We start from the raw sequence: 15,678 nt of genomic DNA, 5'->3' as shown, positions 1-15,678 counted from the left end.
TCGCGGTTTCGTCTTAAATTGTCCACAAGTCAATCGCCGAAATTTCTCTCACAGCGCGCATTGACCGACCGCCGCCAACGTTCTTAATTCGATAGAGTCTCAGCGGGTGGTCAGCGAGCTCTGAGAAACATCCGACCCCGCCCATTACATCTTGTTTCCACCCGCCAACAGCTTTTCAACCTCTGCAACAATTACATCGGCTGCGGCCAACTCCATATTACCGACCCGCTGCCAACGGATGACTCCGTGTTGGTCGATCACATAAACATTTGGGATAAACCTTCCCCCACCATAGAGTTTATCGGTAACCTTGGCGGGATCCAGAAGGTAGGGATAGGTGACTTTGACCGGGAAACCAGACAAGAATTCGCCGACCTCCGGCTTACCGTCACCCGACGAATTGACTCCCAGCACTGCCACGTTCTTGCCTCGCACAGACTCATGGACCTTCTGCAATGTACTCCCCTGCATCATGCAAGGGTCACAAATGTGAAACAGTCCCAACACCACGACCTTGCCCTTGTAGGATTCGAGCGATATGGTTTCGCCGGTCATGGCCGTGAGAGTGAAGGACGGGGCCTTTTCTCCAACCCGGAATAATCCGGCTGCAAGAACCAGTGAAACACACAGCACCGGGAAGGTCAGCAGTCCACACGCAAATAGTATCCGTTTCATCGCAACCTCCCGTGATCGACAGACCACGATCTTCTGCTTCATGGAAAAGCTTAGCAGCTGCATACGCCTTCAGCTCTTGAAGACTGCATCCTACCATGGCAATTTTTTTGACGGCAACCGCATGGCGGGGATAGAACTAGTCTACCGCGTCTCGCTGATTCAGCATGTCCTCGAGCTGTTCCTTCGCCTTGCCTTCAAATCGAACGAACTCGAGCCCAAATCGATCACCATGCTTCCAACGGACGACGGCGAGGCCAATGATGATCGGGGGCCGAGCGCCCGAAGGATGCACATGGAGACACACATGCGACCCGACAGGGACCTGGACATGGCTCTCAATCTCACCTCCGGCGAGTGTCAGATTCCTCACCGTCCCATGGCCTGACCCTTCATCTCCCGTAAATAACACAGGATAGTCGACCGGGACTCGGAGTCGACCTCTTGTCTCAGACTCATTCTTGTTGTCGCTGTCGGGAGGTGTCATATCGTCCGTACAGAATGCTCAGCGCGCTGATTCGAACAGGCCCAGCTGAAGCTCTTCTGCGCGGGTAAACGGGATAGGATAGCGCTCTGTGAAACAGGCAGTACAATACTGATCGGGTGTCCTCGGTGCGGATTTCAGCATACCGTCAAGGCTGAGATACGCCAAACTGTCGGCGGTGATGTACTTGCGGATTTCTTCGATCGAATGATCGGACGCGATGAGTTCCTTTTTGGTCGGGGTGTCGATTCCGTAGAAACAAGGCGAGAGAATCGGTGGTGAGCTGATCCGCATATGGACCTCTTTTGCTCCGGCTTGTCGGATCATCTTGACGATCTTGCGGCTCGTCGTGCCGCGAACCAACGAATCGTCGACGACGACGACTCGCTTCCCATCCAACACTTCGGGCACTGCGTTCAGCTTTACCTTGACACCGAAGTGGCGAATCGATTGTTCCGGCTCGATGAACGTCCGTCCGACATAGTGGTTGCGGATCAACCCGGTTTCAAAGCGGATTCCTGCTCCTTCGGAATAGCCGAGCGCCGCCGGCACGCCGGAGTCCGGGACCGGAATGACGACATCCGCCGGCACCCACGACTCCTGAGCCAACTGCCGCCCCAACGCCTTGCGCGTGGCGTAGACAGCGTTGGCCCCGAAAATTCGGCTGTCAGGCCTGGCAAAGTAGACATACTCGAATACGCACATGGCCGGATCCTTCTTGGGGAACGGATGGTGGCTGTCGAGCCCTTGATCGCTGATCACGATCAACTCACCCGGTTCAACCTCTCGAACATACTCGGCATCGAGCAAGTCAAACGCGCAGGTCTCCGAGGCCACAATCCAGCCGCTGCGTAGGCGCCCAATACACAGAGGCCTGAGCCCGTAGGGATCACGCGCGGCGATCAGGCCGTTGTCGGTCATCAACACAACCGAGAACGCGCCACGCACCTGGTTCAGCGCATCGACGACCCGTGCGAGAAAGGAGTCTGCGCGTGAGTGCGCGATGAGATGGATGATGACTTCGCTGTCCGATGTGGACTGGAAGATCGCCCCGTAGGCTTCCAGTTCGTGCCGGAGCATTTGGGCATTGATCAGATTGCCGTTGTGAGCCAAGGCTAAATTGCCGAGCGCAAAATTTACGGTGAGCGGCTGCACATTCTTCAAATCGTGGCCCCCGGTGGTAGAGTAACGATTGTGTCCGATGGCCATGTGCCCGGGTAGCTTCTCGAGCACTGATTTGTGAAAAATATCCGCAACAAGACCCATGCCTTTCTGCATGAAGAACTGTTCCCCATCTCCCGCAACAATCCCGGACGCCTCTTGCCCGCGATGCTGCAGCGCATACAACCCCAAATAGGTTAGATTGGCGGCTTCCTCGTGGCCGAAGATGCCGAAGACGGCGCATTCGTCGTGAAACTTGTCGGGGGATAGGATTGGCAGTTCTTTGTTCATGATCCTCAGCGGTCTCTTGACTAGTCTTGGATCAGTGTTCGCTCCAAGGAAAGGCCCCACCGAGCATGCAGAATCCCAACCGGCTGATCAATCACTTGTTCCGTTGAATGTTCATCGTTCATATGGACGATGAGCCGGTCACCAGTGACCGCTCCGATCACTTCCACCGGCACACCGAAGCGCCTTGCCCGATCGAGAATCGCCTGTTGATGAGCCGGCGGCGCGGAAATCACCACCCTCGATTGACTCTCGCCGAAGAGAACAGCATCTTTTCGAAGCCGGCTTCTCGTCAATCTTACCACAGCGCCCAGAGTCTGTTCTGGTGCAGAGATGCAACTTTCCGCCAATGTAACGGCTAGGCCGCCTTCTGAACAATCGTGCGCGGACTGCAAGAGTCCGTCACGGCTTAGTGAAAGTACGCAATCATGCAGCGCCTTTTCCGTATCCAGGCTTAGGTACGGCGGCGATCCCTGTTCGCGAGCGTGAACGACCTTGACGTACTCGGATCCTCCCAAATCCTCTCGAGTGGAGCCCAGCAAGATAATATCGTCGCCTTCCTGCTTGAACCACTGGGTCAGCGTTCTTTCGGAATCTTCGATAAGTCCTACCATACCCAGCATGGGCGTTGGATAGATCGATAGCCCGTTGGTTTCATTGTAAAAGCTGACGTTCCCGCTCACGATGGGGATCTGGAAGTGCTCACAGGCGTCTTTCATCCCTTCGATCGCCATGACGAACTGCCACATGATGTCGGGCCGCTCGGGGTTGCCGAAATTGAGACAATCCGTCAAGCCGATCGGTACGGCGCCGGAACAGACGAGATTGCGCGCCGCCTCAGCCACGGCCAGACGGGCGCCTTCATAGGGATGCAACAGACAATAGCGGCTGTTGCAATCGACCGTCATCGCCACCGCTTTGTTCGTGCCTTTGATCCGCACCACCGCCGCGTCGGATCCGGGACGCACCGTCGTGTTCGTTCGCACCATATGATCGTACTGTTCGTACACCCACCGCTTGCTGGCGATCGTCGGCGATTCCAACAGCGCCAGCAAGGCCGCATTCGCATCTTTCACATCGGGGATGGCGTCGTAATTCAGGTTCGTCAACATGTCTTGGTAAGCCGGCGGCTGATAGGGCCGGTCATAACGCGGGCCGTCGTCGGCCAAGGCCTTGGCCGGAATTTCCGCGACGACCTTTCCCTGATCCGTCACACGCAAGATTCCATCGGCCGTCACTTTTCCAACCACCGCAACGTCCAGATCCCACTTCCGGCAAATTGCGATACATTCGTCTTCCTTGCCGGCTTTCGCCACCATCAACATGCGTTCTTGTGACTCCGACAGCATGATTTCATACGGCGTCATGCCGGGTTCGCGCCTCGGCACCACGGTCAGGTCCAGCTCGATCCCGTTGCCGGCGCGGGAAGCCATTTCGCAAGAAGAACTCGTCAGACCCGCGGCGCCCATGTCTTGAATTCCGACGAGCACATCGCGCTCCATCAATTCCAAACATGCCTCCAGCAGCAATTTCTCGGTAAACGGATCGCCGACCTGCACCGTCGGACGTTTTTGGTCCGACTGATCGTCGAACGAATCCGAGGCCATTGTTGCACCGTGGATCCCGTCGCGCCCGGTTTTGGAGCCGAAATAAATCACGGGATTGCCGACGCCCGCTGCCGTGCCGCGGAATATCTTGTCCTTGTGAGCAAGACCCAGACAAAAAACGTTGACCAACGGATTGAGCGCATAGATGTCGTTGAAGACGATCTCGCCTCCCACGGTAGGGACCCCCATGCAATTGCCGTATCCCGCAATACCGGAGATGACTCCCTTCATGAGATGACGATTCTTCTGCGAATGCAATTCCCCGAACCGCAATGAATCGAGCAGCGCGATCGGCCGCGCCCCCATGGTAAAGATATCGCGCAGAATCCCGCCGACTCCCGTGGCTGCTCCCTGATAGGGTTCGATGAACGACGGATGGTTGTGCGACTCCATTTTAAAGACGACGCACAGTCCTTCGCCGATATCGATCGCCCCGGCGTTTTCGCCGGGTCCTTGCACGACACGGGGCCCGGTCGTCGGCAGCTTCTTCAAGTGCACACGCGAACTCTTGTATGAACAGTGCTCGGACCACATGACCGAGAACATGCCCAATTCCGTCAGATTGGGTTCGCGCCCAAGAATGCCGAGGATTTTTTGGTATTCCTCGCCCGTCAGATTGTGCTGTGCGATCAGATCCTTGGTGATATGCGACGTGCCGGTCTGCATCATGCCCTAAGGGTCACAGCGATAAAGACTTCCATGGGATATTCCAATCTCCCGACTGTTCAGCTCCCGGACATGCATGCCGCAGCCGCAAGCGCTGCAAGCGTAACCGGCGAGGCACTCGATCGAGTGCCTCGCCGGTCAGATGATTGAAAGGCAAAACCCGATTGTTCTACTGTACTTCCACCTTCACGGCTGATTCAGCGGCTAGCGTTTGATGATCTTTATCTGCCGCCACGACCTTGATCTCATGGCTGCCCGGTGACATCCCCTTGACCGTCCCTTTCCAGCCCTTCTGGTATTCGCCGTCTACGAAACAATGGACGTGCGTCGCCTGGTTCCCCTTCGTAAGTTCGTAGACCACCTCGACGTCACTCGCCACCTTGGCTCCCTGTGCCGGACTCGTTATCGCCACCTTGCTGCCGTCATCTGAGGCAGCAAACGCATTGACACCCGAACCGAAGGCCAACAACCCAACCGCCGCCAATACTGCACCTACACCTCTCATCTCAACCCTCCTCATGTATGAAAGAAGATCATGACTGATACCGACTGACTGCCTCCACACTTTACCGCGACCACTTCTCATCTTCAATCCTTCGGCAACGCTCTCGGTCAATTGTCGAGCTCGCTTGACTGTTCTCGCATATGGAGCGCTTACCGCACGTGCGCTAACTTTTTGTGCCCCAACGACGCAATGATCGACTGGAAGATAGTCCGCCCATCATCATTACCAAGCACCGCCTCTGCGCAGCGCTCCGGATGCGGCATCATACCCAGCACATTCCCCTCGGCATTGCGGATACCTGCGATGTTGTCGAGCGAACCGTTCGGGCAAGCATCTTCTGTGACCTCTCCATCTGCCGTGCAATAGCGAAAGACCACTTGGGCGTTCGCCCGAAGGCTCGCCAGTGTCACGGGATCGGTATAGTAATTCCCATCCGCATGCGCAATCGGGATCTTGAGCACTTGTCCGGACGTGCATCCATTCGTAAACGGTGTCGCGGCATTCTCCACCTTCACGTAGGTCTCGCGGCAGATGAAGTGCAACGACTTATTGCGCAACATGGCGCCTGGCAGCAGCCCCGCTTCGAGGAGAATCTGGAATCCATTGCAAATCCCGAGCACCAGTCCACCGTCGGCGGCAAATTGCTTCACCGCTTGCATGACGGGAGAGAACCGCGCAATGGCTCCCGTCCGGAGATAATCACCGTACGAAAACCCGCCCGGCAGGATGACCGCGTTCAACCCCGCGAGTGACGTCTCCTTATGCCACACCATCGTCACATCTTGCCCTAGCACATCCCGAATCACGTACCGACAATCGTGATCGCAATTACTGCCTGGGAAAACCACTACTCCAATATTCACCAGTTCCTCGCCATGTTCATCCCAACTCATATCGATATTCTTCAATGATGGTATTTGCCAGAAGCTTCTCGCACATTGACTTGACCTCAACTTCGGCCTTGGTTTTATCCGTCTCCTGGAGCTCCAGCTCCATGTACTTTCCTACCCGAACATTAGCGGCATTCTTGAACCCCAGCGAGTCCAGCGCATGCTCAATCGCTTTACCCTGCGGATCGAGTATCCCTTGCTTCAGCGTCACATGAATTTTGACTTTCACTCTTGACTCCTCTGATCGGCCGATTTGGTCTGACGATCGACGTATCTCTTGATCCACAAGATGGCCGCGACGGTCAGCCCGCCGGCAAACACCAGGCCGACAAAGGCCCAGCGCCAGGGCGATTCGTTCAACCGATAGGCCATCATGCCCACGATGGCCGCCCAGACCACCACCGATGCGATCAGGCCATAATTCAAATATGCCCGCAGCATCCTTGTTCTTTTTCCCTTCCCTTAACTGTTGAAGGGCATGGCTGGGTTGTCCTCAACTGCGCGCATGCAACGAGCATCGCCCGCCTTGATCATAATTTCATGAGTACCGCATGCGCGTTGCGCGAGCAAGGAGGATGACCCCGCCATCCCCTTCCTCACCCACACACCCGTTTCAACACCTCCTGATACGCCTCCTCGATCTTCCCCATATCTTTTCGAAACCGATCCTTATCCATCGACTCCCCGGTCGTCAGATCCCAAAAACGGCACGTGTCCGGAGAAATTTCGTCCGCCAGGATCAGTTTGTTATGAAAGATGCCGAACTCTAATTTGAGGTCGACTAACCGCATCTGCCGTTCAGCAAAGAACGGTTTGAGGATCTTGTTCACCGCGTGACCCAACTCGCGCAGCTCACGCAAGACTCCTGGTGTCGCCACGTTCATCAGTCGAAGGTGATCGTCATTGACCAGCGGATCACCGAGCGCATCATTCTTGTAATAGAACTCGACGAGCGCCGGATCAATCCGATTCCCCTCTTTCAGTCCGAGTCGTTTGGCCAAACTGCCCGCCACCACGTTGCGCACCACGACTTCTACGGGCACGATCCTCACCTTCTTCGTGAGCATTTCCCGATCGTTCAGTCGCTCCACAAAGTGTGTACGGACACCGCTTTGCTCCAAGAGCCGGAAAAGCCGCTCCGACACCTTGTTATTGATGACACCTTTTTCGAGGATGGTGCCGCGCTTCTGTGCATTGAAGGCTGTCGCATCGTCTTTGAAATACTGAACGACCTGATCCGGGTTGCCCGTTAGAAAGATTTTCTTCGCTTTCCCTTCGTAAAGAAGCGTCCCCGTCGCCATGATAGACCTCGATGATTCAGCTCACTGCGCCAACATCTCAATGATCTCGTCCAACGATTTCATCGTCCCGAGCAAAGTTGGGTTTCCAAACCGGCGCGTATAGTGGAATTCCTTCACCTTCTCGAGCGACAACACGAGGCTATGAAAGTCCTCCAGCTTGGATGTTTCAAAATAGGTGATAAAGTCCAGATCGTCCAACCCACTGGAGTGGTAAAGCTTTCGCTTGACCGTCTTCAGATAGGGCAGCGTCGCCGCCGTATGCTCCTGCATCATCCCCACCCGTTTCTCTTGATCCAGCCCCCACCATTCGGGCGATTTCCTGATCGGGATCACGATGGCATAGGGCTTCGGACCCGGCTCGCTGAGGGTTTTCAGTTCAGCCTTTACCTGATCCGAGAATCCTGGAACATAATTCGGTTTTTTAGTGAGCCCGTGCATGACCCCGGCCGTCTTGAGATGCTTCCCGAAATGGCTGCTTCGCAAATCGACCAGAAATTCCTGCGTATCACGCAATTCCGTCGCGTGGATCCGGAACAACAGATCGGCCTGATCGGACAGCCCACGAAGCAGGTAGAGATCGATCGCCACTTTCTCCCGATACTGTTCGACGACGCCTTTGAATGTCGCCAGATGAGCGATGCGGGTCGAGGGGTCTTGCTTGACCCACTCCTCGTCGAGAGCAAATACTGCAAACGTGCCATAGACTCCGGGCTCGCTGAGGAGCTTCTCGCGGTCAGCCGCAGCCTGAACGCCGGATAATAAGGGTCCCACCGTCAACCAAATGAGCATCAGTCCCGTCACGAGCGATTGAGTCATGATCTCGTTCCCTTCTTCCCGGTGCCGAATGAACGGGACTTGCCTCGCCCGAATACCCGCCGATAGATCTGATCGAGATGACGCAAGTAATATTTGGGGTTAAAACAGGCTGCGATTTCATGTTTCTTAAGATGCTGCGAGATAAACGGATCTTTCGCTGCCAGTTCCTGCAACCCACCTCCTCCCCTCCAGGAGGCCATGGCATTGCGCTGAACGGCTTCGTACGACTCCTTTCGCTGCGCGCCCTTGTCAACCAAGGCCAACAGTAACCGCTGCGAATAAATGAGTCCTCCGGTCAGTTCCAGGTTTCGGCGCATTCGGTCCGGATAGACGATCAAATCTTTGATCAGATCGGTGATCTTGGCAAGCATGTAGTCGATCAAAATCGTGCTGTCCGGCATGATGACCCGCTCAACCGACGAATGACTGATATCACGTTCGTGCCAGAGGGCCACATTTTCCATCGCCGCCACACTGTTGGCCCGCACCAGCCGCGCCAAGCCGCACAGATTTTCCGAGACGATCGGGTTCCGTTTATGCGGCATCGCCGAGGATCCCTTTTGACCTTCGGAGAAATACTCTTCGGCTTCGAGGACTTCAGTGCGCTGAAGGTGGCGGATCTCGACGGCAAATTTCTCGATGCTTGCCGCCAGCAACGCGAGCGCCGCCGAATAGGACGCATGACGGTCCCGTTGGACCACTTGGTTGGAGACCGGATCCGCTTTTAGGCCGAGCTTTGCGCAGACATAGTCTTCGATATCGGGGCCCTGATGCGCGAAGGTTCCCATCGCACCGGACAGTTTGCCGATTGCGATCTCATTCCGCACCGACCGCAGACGTTCCTGGTGGCGACGGACTTCTTCGTACCAGAGAGCGAGTTTAAGCCCGAAGGAGATCGGCTCGCCGTGAATCCCGTGTGAGCGTCCGACCATTACCTGGCTCTTATACCGAAACGCCTGTCGTTTCAGTACGACCAGCAACTCCTTGATTCCCTCCAGAATCAGATCGAGGGCTTCCGTCATTTGCACAGCGAGTGAGGTGTCGACAATGTCCGATGACGTAAGCCCCATATGGAGAAACCGGTGCTCCGGTCCCACCGTATCCATGAGGGATTCGAGGAAGGCGATCACGTCATGCTTGGTGACCTTTTCGATCTCGGCGATTCGTTCGACATTGACCTTCGCGTGCTTGCGGATCTTTGCCGCCGTCCCGCGCGGAGCCTGTCCCACCCGCTCGAACGCGGCGCACGCTTGCAACTCGACTTCCAGCCAGATCTCATACTTATGCTTGAGATCCCAAATGGCTTTCATGCGAGGCCGCGTATACCGCTCAATCACCTTCCGCTCTCCTCCAAACCGCCCGAGCCGGATCCGCCCGCTTCTCCGCCAGCCGCGACTCGGTGGTCAAGGCCTTGTCGAGGATCGCGTTCACAAACTTTGAAGCCTCGTCGTCGGCGAAACTCTTCGCAAGTTCGATGGCTTCGTCCATCGTGACTTTCGCGGGCACTTCATCTAACCACAGCAACTCATACAGTCCGGCACGCAAGATATTGCGGTCGACGATCGGCATACGACCCACCGTCCAATTCGTCGCATACTTGCCAATGGTGGCGTCGAGTTCCATCTTATGTTCCATCACGCCCTTCACCAGCCGCTCCGCAAACTCTTTCGTCTCATCGGACGCCGCGTATTCACGCCAGAACTCGTCCAGGTGAATATCGGCCTTCCCGTGAATGTCGTGCTGAAACAGAATCTGCAAGGCTCGCTCGCGGGCCTGATGACGGGATCCCATACGCTAGTTCGCATGCCGCTGCGCGGCCTGCCGTGGATGAGCCGACCGACCCGCATCCGGCTCTTGGTCGATTCCCTTCAACCGTCTCATGACCAGCACCATTTCGATCGCAGACGTGGCCGCATCACCACCACGATTGAGCTTGCCCGGATCGGCGCGTTCCTCCGCCTGTGCCACCGTTTCCGTGGTCAACACACCGAAGATGATCGGCACTTCGGTATCCAACGCCGCTTGACCGATCCCACGGCTTACCTCGGAGCTAATATACTCGAAATGGGGCGTGTCACCGCGAATCACCGCTCCCAAGCAGATCACCGCATCGAACCGGCTCGACTTGGCCAATGTGCGGGCCACAAGCGGAATTTCGAACGCTCCCGGCACCCTTACCACCTCAATGTTCCTTGTATCCACACCACGTTTCTCGAGGGTATCCATACAGGCATCGAGCAACTTGCTGGTGACGCGCTGATTGAACTTCGCCGCGACGATGCCGAACTTCAATCCCGCCATGGAACGCCCCGTCTTCGCAGATTTCATCTTTCAACAGCCGTCTTGGCCCAGATTCCGGAGAAATAGGACGTGGGTGGCGACTTTCAGACCTTCTTGAGAATATGCCCCAGCTTCGTTTTTTTCGTCCGAAGATACCGAACATTCGCCGCGCGCGGGGGGATCTCGACAGGAACACGTTCGACGACCTTGAGACCATAGCCCTCGATTCCCACGATCTTACGCGGATTATTCGTGATCAATTTGATCTGGTGCAAACCGAGGTTCGCCAAAATTTGCGCGCCGACTCCATAATCCCGGAGATCCGCCTTAAACCCGAGTTGCAGATTGGCTTCCACCGTATCACTCCCCTGATCCTGTAAGCCATAGGCCTTGATCTTATTCAGCAACCCGATTCCACGGCCTTCTTGATTCAGGTACAGGAGCACTCCGCGGCCTTCTTTCTGAATGATCTCCATCGCCGCATGCAATTGATCACGGCAATCGCAACGCAACGATCCCAGCGCATCAGCCGTCAGACAGCCGGAGTGCACACGAACAAGGGTCGGTGGACCGCCGTCGACATGCCCCTTGACCAAGGCAATATGCGTTACACCGTCGATCTGATTCTCGAACGCCACCGCTTCGAACTCGCCAAAGGTCGTGGGCAACCGTGCGCTGGTGACACGTTTGACGAAGGTCTCTCTTTTCATGCGGTATTCGATCAAGGCCTTGACCGTGACCATCTTGAGCTTATGGGTCTTGGCAAATTTTGTCAGCTCGGGCACGCGGGCCATCGTGCCGTCTGCGTTCATGATCTCGCATATCACGCCGGCAGGGCGAAGCCCGGCCAACCTGGCCAGATCGACAGATCCTTCCGTCTGTCCGGCGCGACGGAGCACCCCACCTGTTTGCGCTTTGAGCGGGAAAACGTGACCAGGTCGCGCGAGATCGCTCGGCTTGGATTTTGGGTCGATCGCCACATGGATCGTCGTGGCTCGATCGGCGGCCGAGATTCCCGTCGTAATGTCCTTTCGCGCATCGATGGATACTGTAAAGGCGGTGCCGAACGCAGCGGTATTCTCGGAAGCCTGTTGTGGCAATTGCAGCTCTTCTACCCGTTCAGGCGTCAGAGCCAAACAAATCAGGCCTCGAGCGTGCGTCGCCATGAAGTTGATCACGTGCGGAGTCACTTTCTCCGCTGCAATGACGAGATCACCTTCATTTTCACGATCCTCGTCGTCCACCAAGATGACGCACCTTCCCTTCTTGATGTCCCGAATTGCGTTTTCGATGCTATCGAAAGGAGTCGTCATATGTTTCTGACGGAGAGCCGTGAACTCAACCTTTACCTATGACACGCCGGCAATTTATCATTAAACATTGAAGATTTAGAAGCTCAAGAAGCTGACAGCTTAACTCTGTTTCCGCCCCGACTGTCAACCAAAAAAACACCGAACTTCCGCGAGTCTTGATGGAGAAGAGCCATCCGTCACCACATCCTGTATTCTGCGCCAGAGAAGATCGTGTGCCTCCTCAACGTCCGCATGAGCGGGCGGGGCTTTTTCAGCATTGTTGCAGCCTAGGAATCTAGTGTAGTCTTCCTTCTTCATGTCCATCCTCGACGAGACAGATACGCAGCCGGACGAGCCTGAAGAATCGGAGCCCTCTCAGACGGAGCCGAACGAGATTCCTGCCAGCGCCGAGCTTAGCCCGGCTCCTGAACACGAAACAAGCCCCCGAGCCGATACGACGGCGGTGGTACCGGTCACGGCGTTGCAGCAGTACCTGGCCGAGGTGCGTCGATACCCCTACCTTTCCAAAGAAGAGGAGCTTCAGCTTTTTCAAGAGTACCAAACGCACGGCAGCCGCGAAGCGGCTGTCAGGCTCATCATGGCCAACCTGCGCGTGTCGGTCTCGATCGCGGCCGAGTACCTGCATACCGGGGCCGATCACATGGACCTGATTCAAGAAGGCAACGTTGGTCTGATGCAAGCCATCAAGAAATTCGACCCCTCGAAAAACGTGCGATTCTATGCCTATGCGGCTTGGTGGTCGCGGGCCTATATTCTGCGGTACTTGTTGCATACTTTTCGGCTGGTGAAGGTCGGGACGACTCAGGATCAGCGAAAGCTGTTCTATAATTTAAAAAAGGAAAAGGCAAAACTCGAACGGGACGGCTTCGCGCCCGACACCAAATTGCTCGCTGATCGTCTGAACGTGCGTGAGCGCGACGTCATCGAGATGGATCAGCGCCTCGGCAACTGGGAACTATCGCTCGACCAGCCGATCGGAGAAAACCAGGAAAGCACGCTGCTGGACGTCTTGCCGTCTCACCAAGAACCGGCGGACGAGCAGATTGCCGATCATCAGCTGAAAACGCTCTTTCGGGCCAAGCTCGCCGAGTTCATAACAACCCTCGAGGAGCGAGATGAGGACATTCTTCGAAACCGCATCTTGTCCGACTCCCCCCTCACCTTGGATGATTTGGGCGATAAATACGGTATTACGAAGGAGCGGACCCGCCAATTGGAAGCGCGTATCATCAAACGCCTTCGTGACTACATGAAAAAAGACATCAAAGATTTTGACCATTTGCGGGCATGACGTCTCCGGTCAATCCGCTTCCTCCCTCACGCAAAAAACCCTAGAATATCGGTTTCACAATAGGTTACGATGTAAGAGGGTTCAATGAAGCGGCGAGAATGTCAGGGCTATAAAAATCCCTCGAGTCCCCTCTTGACTTGGATGAACTAAGGCCTATCTCCATCGAGTCATAGGCTTCTAGGGTCATTATCGAGTTCAGCCCAACTCTCAACCGTCAACACCTAACGCGTTAACTTTCATCAGGAGGAGGTTCTGTTATGGGTACAGCCGAGAAGGAAAAAAAGAATGTGGCCAAAGGATTCCAGCCCTTGGGTGAACGGGTGTTCGTCACGTACACCGAGGAATTGGAGCGCACCGCCGGTGGAATTTACGTGCCTGATTCAGCAAAGGAAAAGCCCCAACGGGGAGTGGTCCAAGCCGTCGGCAAGAAAGTGGAGAACGTCAAGGTCGGTGATCAAGTCCTCTTCGACAAGTATTCGGGCAGCAAGCTTCGGATTGAGGACGAAGAATGTTTGATCCTCAAGGAAGAAGACATCCTCGGAATCTTCACCAGCTAAGGTCAAGTCGCAAACAACCCAGACGAAACAATAGAACACGATAACAGGAGGAATCCAATGGCAAAGCAACTTATGTACGGCGATGCAGCACGAGCCGCCATCCTGAAAGGGGTGAACCAGCTCGCAGACGCCGTGAAAGCGACACTCGGCCCCAAGGGCCGGAATGCGATTCTGGACAAGAAATTCGGCGCGCCGACCATTACCAAAGACGGAGTCACGGTCGCCAAAGAAGTTGAGCTGAAGAACCCATACGAAAACATGGGGGCCCAGTTGGTCCGCGAAGTGGCCAGCAAGACCAGCGACACCGCGGGCGACGGAACGACGACGGCAACGGTATTGGCCCAAGCGATCTTCCGGGAAGGCGCGAAGAACATCACCGCCGGCGCCAATCCGATGGAAATTAAACGAGGAATCGATAAGGCCGTCGAGGCCATCACCGCCGAGCTCAAGAAGCTCAGCAAGCCCTGCCAAAACAAGACCGAAATTTCCCAAGTCGGCACCATTTCGGCCAACAACGACAAGACCATCGGCGATCTGATCGCGGAAGCCATGGAAAAGGTCGGCAAGGACGGCGTCATCACGGTGGAGGAAGCCAAGTCGATGACGACCTCGCTGGACGTCGTCGAAGGCATGCAGTTCGATCGCGGGTATATCTCTCCTTATTTCGTCACCAATGCCGAGCGGATGGAATGCTCCGTGGAAGAGCCGCTCATTCTGATCAACGAGAAGAAAATCAGCAGCATGAAGGATCTGCTCCCGCTGCTCGAGCAAGTGGCCAAGATGGGCAAACCGCTCGTCATCCTTGCTGAAGAAGTCGAAGGGGAAGCCTTGGCGACCCTCGTCGTCAACAAGCTCCGCGGAACCCTGAACGTCGCGGCTGTGAAGGCACCGGGCTTCGGTGACCGCCGCAAGGCCATGCTGGAAGATATCGCCATCCTCACAGGTGGTCAGGTGATTTCCGAAGACATCGGCATCAAGCTCGAGAACGTCAAGCTGACCGACCTTGGGCGCGCCAAACGCGTCACGATCGATAAGGACAATACGACGATCGTGGAAGGCTATGGCGATTCCAAGAAGATCGAAGGCCGTGTCAAGCAGATCAAGGCCCAGATCGATGAAACGACATCCGACTATGATCGCGAGAAACTGCAAGAGCGGCTGGCAAAGATCGTGGGCGGCGTCGCGGTCATCAATGTCGGCGCCGCGACTGAGACCGAGATGAAGGAGAAGAAGGCTCGCGTCGAGGACGCCCTCCACGCCACGAAGGCGGCGGTGGAAGAAGGAATCGTCCCTGGCGGCGGCACAGCCTACCTCCGCTGCGTCAAAGCGCTCGATGGACTCAAGGATATTCCGATGGAGCAGAGAGTCGGACTCGACATTGTCCGGCGTGCGCTTGAAGAGCCGGTTCGGCAAATCGCCGCGAATGCCGGAGCGGAAGCTTCGGTCGTCGTCGGCAAGGTTCGGGAAGACAAGAACGTGAACGGTGGCTACAACGCCGCAACGGATGAATATGTCGATATGATCAAGGCCGGCATCATCGACCCGACCAAAGTGTCGCGGACGGCGCTCCAGAACGCCGCCAGCGTGGCGGGCTTGATGCTCACCACGGAGGTCATGATCACGGAACTCCCCGAGGAAAAGAAGGAACAGGCCGCGCCGGGCGGACACAGCCACGGCATGGAGGGGATGTACTAAGCCCTACAAGCTGCGGGCGGCTAGCCGCCAGTCCGAATTAAAGGCATGAGGGGCTCGGTGGGAAACCACCGGGCCCTTTGTGTTTTTTAGACTCCGCTTTTCCCCCAGAATCACCTATGTTCATCAACCTCCAGCATATCCTTTATACTCAT

At 55.9% G+C, this 15,678-nt stretch carries 17 protein-coding genes; 3 read left to right on the top strand and 14 right to left on the bottom strand.

Annotated features, from left to right (window positions below; translation table 11 throughout):
• Window positions 1-144: 144 nt before the first annotated feature.
• From H8K03_15880 to H8K03_15815, 14 genes are all read right to left on the bottom strand, one after another.
• Window positions 145-675 (bottom strand): TlpA family protein disulfide reductase, encoded by a 531-nt coding sequence (locus H8K03_15880; GenBank protein UVT19264.1) that lies wholly within the window; start codon window positions 673-675, stop codon window positions 145-147.
• Window positions 676-811: 136 nt separating this feature from the next.
• A complete protein-coding gene (locus tag H8K03_15875) occupies window positions 812-1,159 on the bottom strand; it encodes a PilZ domain-containing protein (protein ID UVT19263.1) in 348 nt (115 codons plus the stop codon).
• A gap of 18 nt (window positions 1,160-1,177) precedes the next feature.
• A complete protein-coding gene (locus tag H8K03_15870; GenBank protein UVT19262.1) occupies window positions 1,178-2,608 on the bottom strand; it encodes an amidophosphoribosyltransferase in 1,431 nt (476 codons plus the stop codon).
• A 20-nt stretch (window positions 2,609-2,628) separates the two neighbouring features.
• Window positions 2,629-4,878, bottom strand: a complete 2,250-nt coding sequence (purL, locus tag H8K03_15865) for a phosphoribosylformylglycinamidine synthase subunit PurL (protein ID UVT22509.1) — start codon at window positions 4,876-4,878, stop codon at window positions 2,629-2,631.
• Window positions 4,879-5,047: 169 nt separating this feature from the next.
• Window positions 5,048-5,383: a hypothetical protein gene (locus H8K03_15860; GenBank protein UVT19261.1), complete on the bottom strand. Its 336-nt coding sequence runs from the start codon at window positions 5,381-5,383 to the stop codon at window positions 5,048-5,050.
• 149 nt (window positions 5,384-5,532) lie between these two features.
• The gene (purQ, locus tag H8K03_15855; GenBank protein UVT22508.1) at window positions 5,533-6,246 is read right to left on the bottom strand and encodes a phosphoribosylformylglycinamidine synthase subunit PurQ; all 714 of its coding nucleotides are present in this window, start codon (window positions 6,244-6,246) and stop codon (window positions 5,533-5,535) included.
• A gap of 16 nt (window positions 6,247-6,262) precedes the next feature.
• Window positions 6,263-6,502, bottom strand: a complete 240-nt coding sequence (gene purS, locus H8K03_15850; protein ID UVT19260.1) for a phosphoribosylformylglycinamidine synthase subunit PurS — start codon at window positions 6,500-6,502, stop codon at window positions 6,263-6,265.
• Window positions 6,499-6,714 (bottom strand): hypothetical protein, encoded by a 216-nt coding sequence (locus H8K03_15845; protein ID UVT19259.1) that lies wholly within the window; start codon window positions 6,712-6,714, stop codon window positions 6,499-6,501. The genes purS and H8K03_15845 overlap by 4 nt, the downstream gene beginning before the upstream one ends.
• Window positions 6,715-6,869: 155 nt before the next feature.
• The gene (locus H8K03_15840; GenBank protein ID UVT19258.1) at window positions 6,870-7,574 is read right to left on the bottom strand and encodes a phosphoribosylaminoimidazolesuccinocarboxamide synthase; all 705 of its coding nucleotides are present in this window, start codon (window positions 7,572-7,574) and stop codon (window positions 6,870-6,872) included.
• A 21-nt stretch (window positions 7,575-7,595) separates the two neighbouring features.
• Window positions 7,596-8,390, bottom strand: coding sequence for a chlorite dismutase family protein (locus tag H8K03_15835; protein ID UVT19257.1), 795 nt, complete (start codon window positions 8,388-8,390; stop codon window positions 7,596-7,598).
• Window positions 8,387-9,727: an adenylosuccinate lyase gene (locus H8K03_15830; protein ID UVT19256.1), complete on the bottom strand. Its 1,341-nt coding sequence runs from the start codon at window positions 9,725-9,727 to the stop codon at window positions 8,387-8,389. Before H8K03_15830 ends, H8K03_15835 begins: the two co-directional genes overlap by 4 nt.
• Window positions 9,720-10,181 (bottom strand): transcription antitermination factor NusB, encoded by a 462-nt coding sequence (gene nusB / locus H8K03_15825; GenBank protein ID UVT19255.1) that lies wholly within the window; start codon window positions 10,179-10,181, stop codon window positions 9,720-9,722. The genes H8K03_15830 and nusB overlap by 8 nt, the downstream gene beginning before the upstream one ends.
• A 3-nt stretch (window positions 10,182-10,184) precedes the next feature.
• Window positions 10,185-10,718, bottom strand: a complete 534-nt coding sequence (locus H8K03_15820) for a 6,7-dimethyl-8-ribityllumazine synthase (GenBank protein ID UVT19254.1) — start codon at window positions 10,716-10,718, stop codon at window positions 10,185-10,187.
• Window positions 10,719-10,774: 56 nt separating this feature from the next.
• Window positions 10,775-11,983, bottom strand: a complete 1,209-nt coding sequence (locus H8K03_15815) for a bifunctional 3,4-dihydroxy-2-butanone-4-phosphate synthase/GTP cyclohydrolase II (protein UVT19253.1) — start codon at window positions 11,981-11,983, stop codon at window positions 10,775-10,777.
• Between the two features lie 295 nt (window positions 11,984-12,278).
• Here H8K03_15815 and H8K03_15810 point away from each other — a divergent pair, with 295 nt between their 5' ends.
• The 3 genes from H8K03_15810 (at window position 12,279) to groL (ending at window position 15,526) form a co-directional block, all read left to right on the top strand.
• On the top strand, window positions 12,279-13,274 hold the full coding sequence (locus H8K03_15810; protein UVT19252.1) for an RNA polymerase factor sigma-32: 996 nt from the start codon (window positions 12,279-12,281) through the stop codon (window positions 13,272-13,274).
• A gap of 257 nt (window positions 13,275-13,531) precedes the next feature.
• On the top strand, window positions 13,532-13,831 hold the full coding sequence (locus tag H8K03_15805; GenBank protein ID UVT19251.1) for a co-chaperone GroES: 300 nt from the start codon (window positions 13,532-13,534) through the stop codon (window positions 13,829-13,831).
• A gap of 57 nt (window positions 13,832-13,888) precedes the next feature.
• The gene (groL, locus tag H8K03_15800) at window positions 13,889-15,526 is read left to right on the top strand and encodes a chaperonin GroEL (GenBank protein ID UVT19250.1); all 1,638 of its coding nucleotides are present in this window, start codon (window positions 13,889-13,891) and stop codon (window positions 15,524-15,526) included.
• The last annotated feature ends 152 nt before the right edge of the window (window positions 15,527-15,678 follow it).

Source organism: Nitrospira sp. (assembly GCA_024760545.1).
GTDB lineage: Bacteria > Nitrospirota > Nitrospiria > Nitrospirales > Nitrospiraceae > Nitrospira_D.
The sequence above is the reverse complement of the archived record's forward strand: the minus strand, read 5'-3'. Positions and strand labels throughout refer to the sequence as shown.

Excerpts from the sequence above, each read along its gene's own strand:
- H8K03_15860 (UVT19261.1), bottom strand. The coding sequence starts at position 5,383 with ATGAGAGGTGTAGGTGCAGTATTGGCGGCGGTTGGGTTGTTGGCCTTC.
- H8K03_15835 (UVT19257.1), bottom strand. The coding sequence starts at position 8,390 with ATGACTCAATCGCTCGTGACGGGACTGATGCTCATTTGGTTGACGGTG.
- H8K03_15805 (UVT19251.1), top strand. The coding sequence starts at position 13,532 with ATGGGTACAGCCGAGAAGGAAAAAAAGAATGTGGCCAAAGGATTCCAG.
- H8K03_15880 (UVT19264.1), bottom strand. The coding sequence starts at position 675 with ATGAAACGGATACTATTTGCGTGTGGACTGCTGACCTTCCCGGTGCTG.
- nusB (UVT19255.1), bottom strand. The coding sequence starts at position 10,181 with ATGGGATCCCGTCATCAGGCCCGCGAGCGAGCCTTGCAGATTCTGTTT.
- H8K03_15840 (UVT19258.1), bottom strand. The coding sequence starts at position 7,574 with ATGGCGACGGGGACGCTTCTTTACGAAGGGAAAGCGAAGAAAATCTTT.
- H8K03_15875 (UVT19263.1), bottom strand. The coding sequence starts at position 1,159 with ATGACACCTCCCGACAGCGACAACAAGAATGAGTCTGAGACAAGAGGT.
- H8K03_15815 (UVT19253.1), bottom strand. The coding sequence starts at position 11,983 with ATGACGACTCCTTTCGATAGCATCGAAAACGCAATTCGGGACATCAAG.
- H8K03_15870 (UVT19262.1), bottom strand. The coding sequence starts at position 2,608 with ATGAACAAAGAACTGCCAATCCTATCCCCCGACAAGTTTCACGACGAA.
- purL (UVT22509.1), bottom strand. The coding sequence starts at position 4,878 with ATGCAGACCGGCACGTCGCATATCACCAAGGATCTGATCGCACAGCAC.
- H8K03_15820 (UVT19254.1), bottom strand. The coding sequence starts at position 10,718 with ATGAAATCTGCGAAGACGGGGCGTTCCATGGCGGGATTGAAGTTCGGC.
- H8K03_15845 (UVT19259.1), bottom strand. The coding sequence starts at position 6,714 with ATGCTGCGGGCATATTTGAATTATGGCCTGATCGCATCGGTGGTGGTC.
- H8K03_15810 (UVT19252.1), top strand. The coding sequence starts at position 12,279 with ATGTCCATCCTCGACGAGACAGATACGCAGCCGGACGAGCCTGAAGAA.
- groL (UVT19250.1), top strand. The coding sequence starts at position 13,889 with ATGGCAAAGCAACTTATGTACGGCGATGCAGCACGAGCCGCCATCCTG.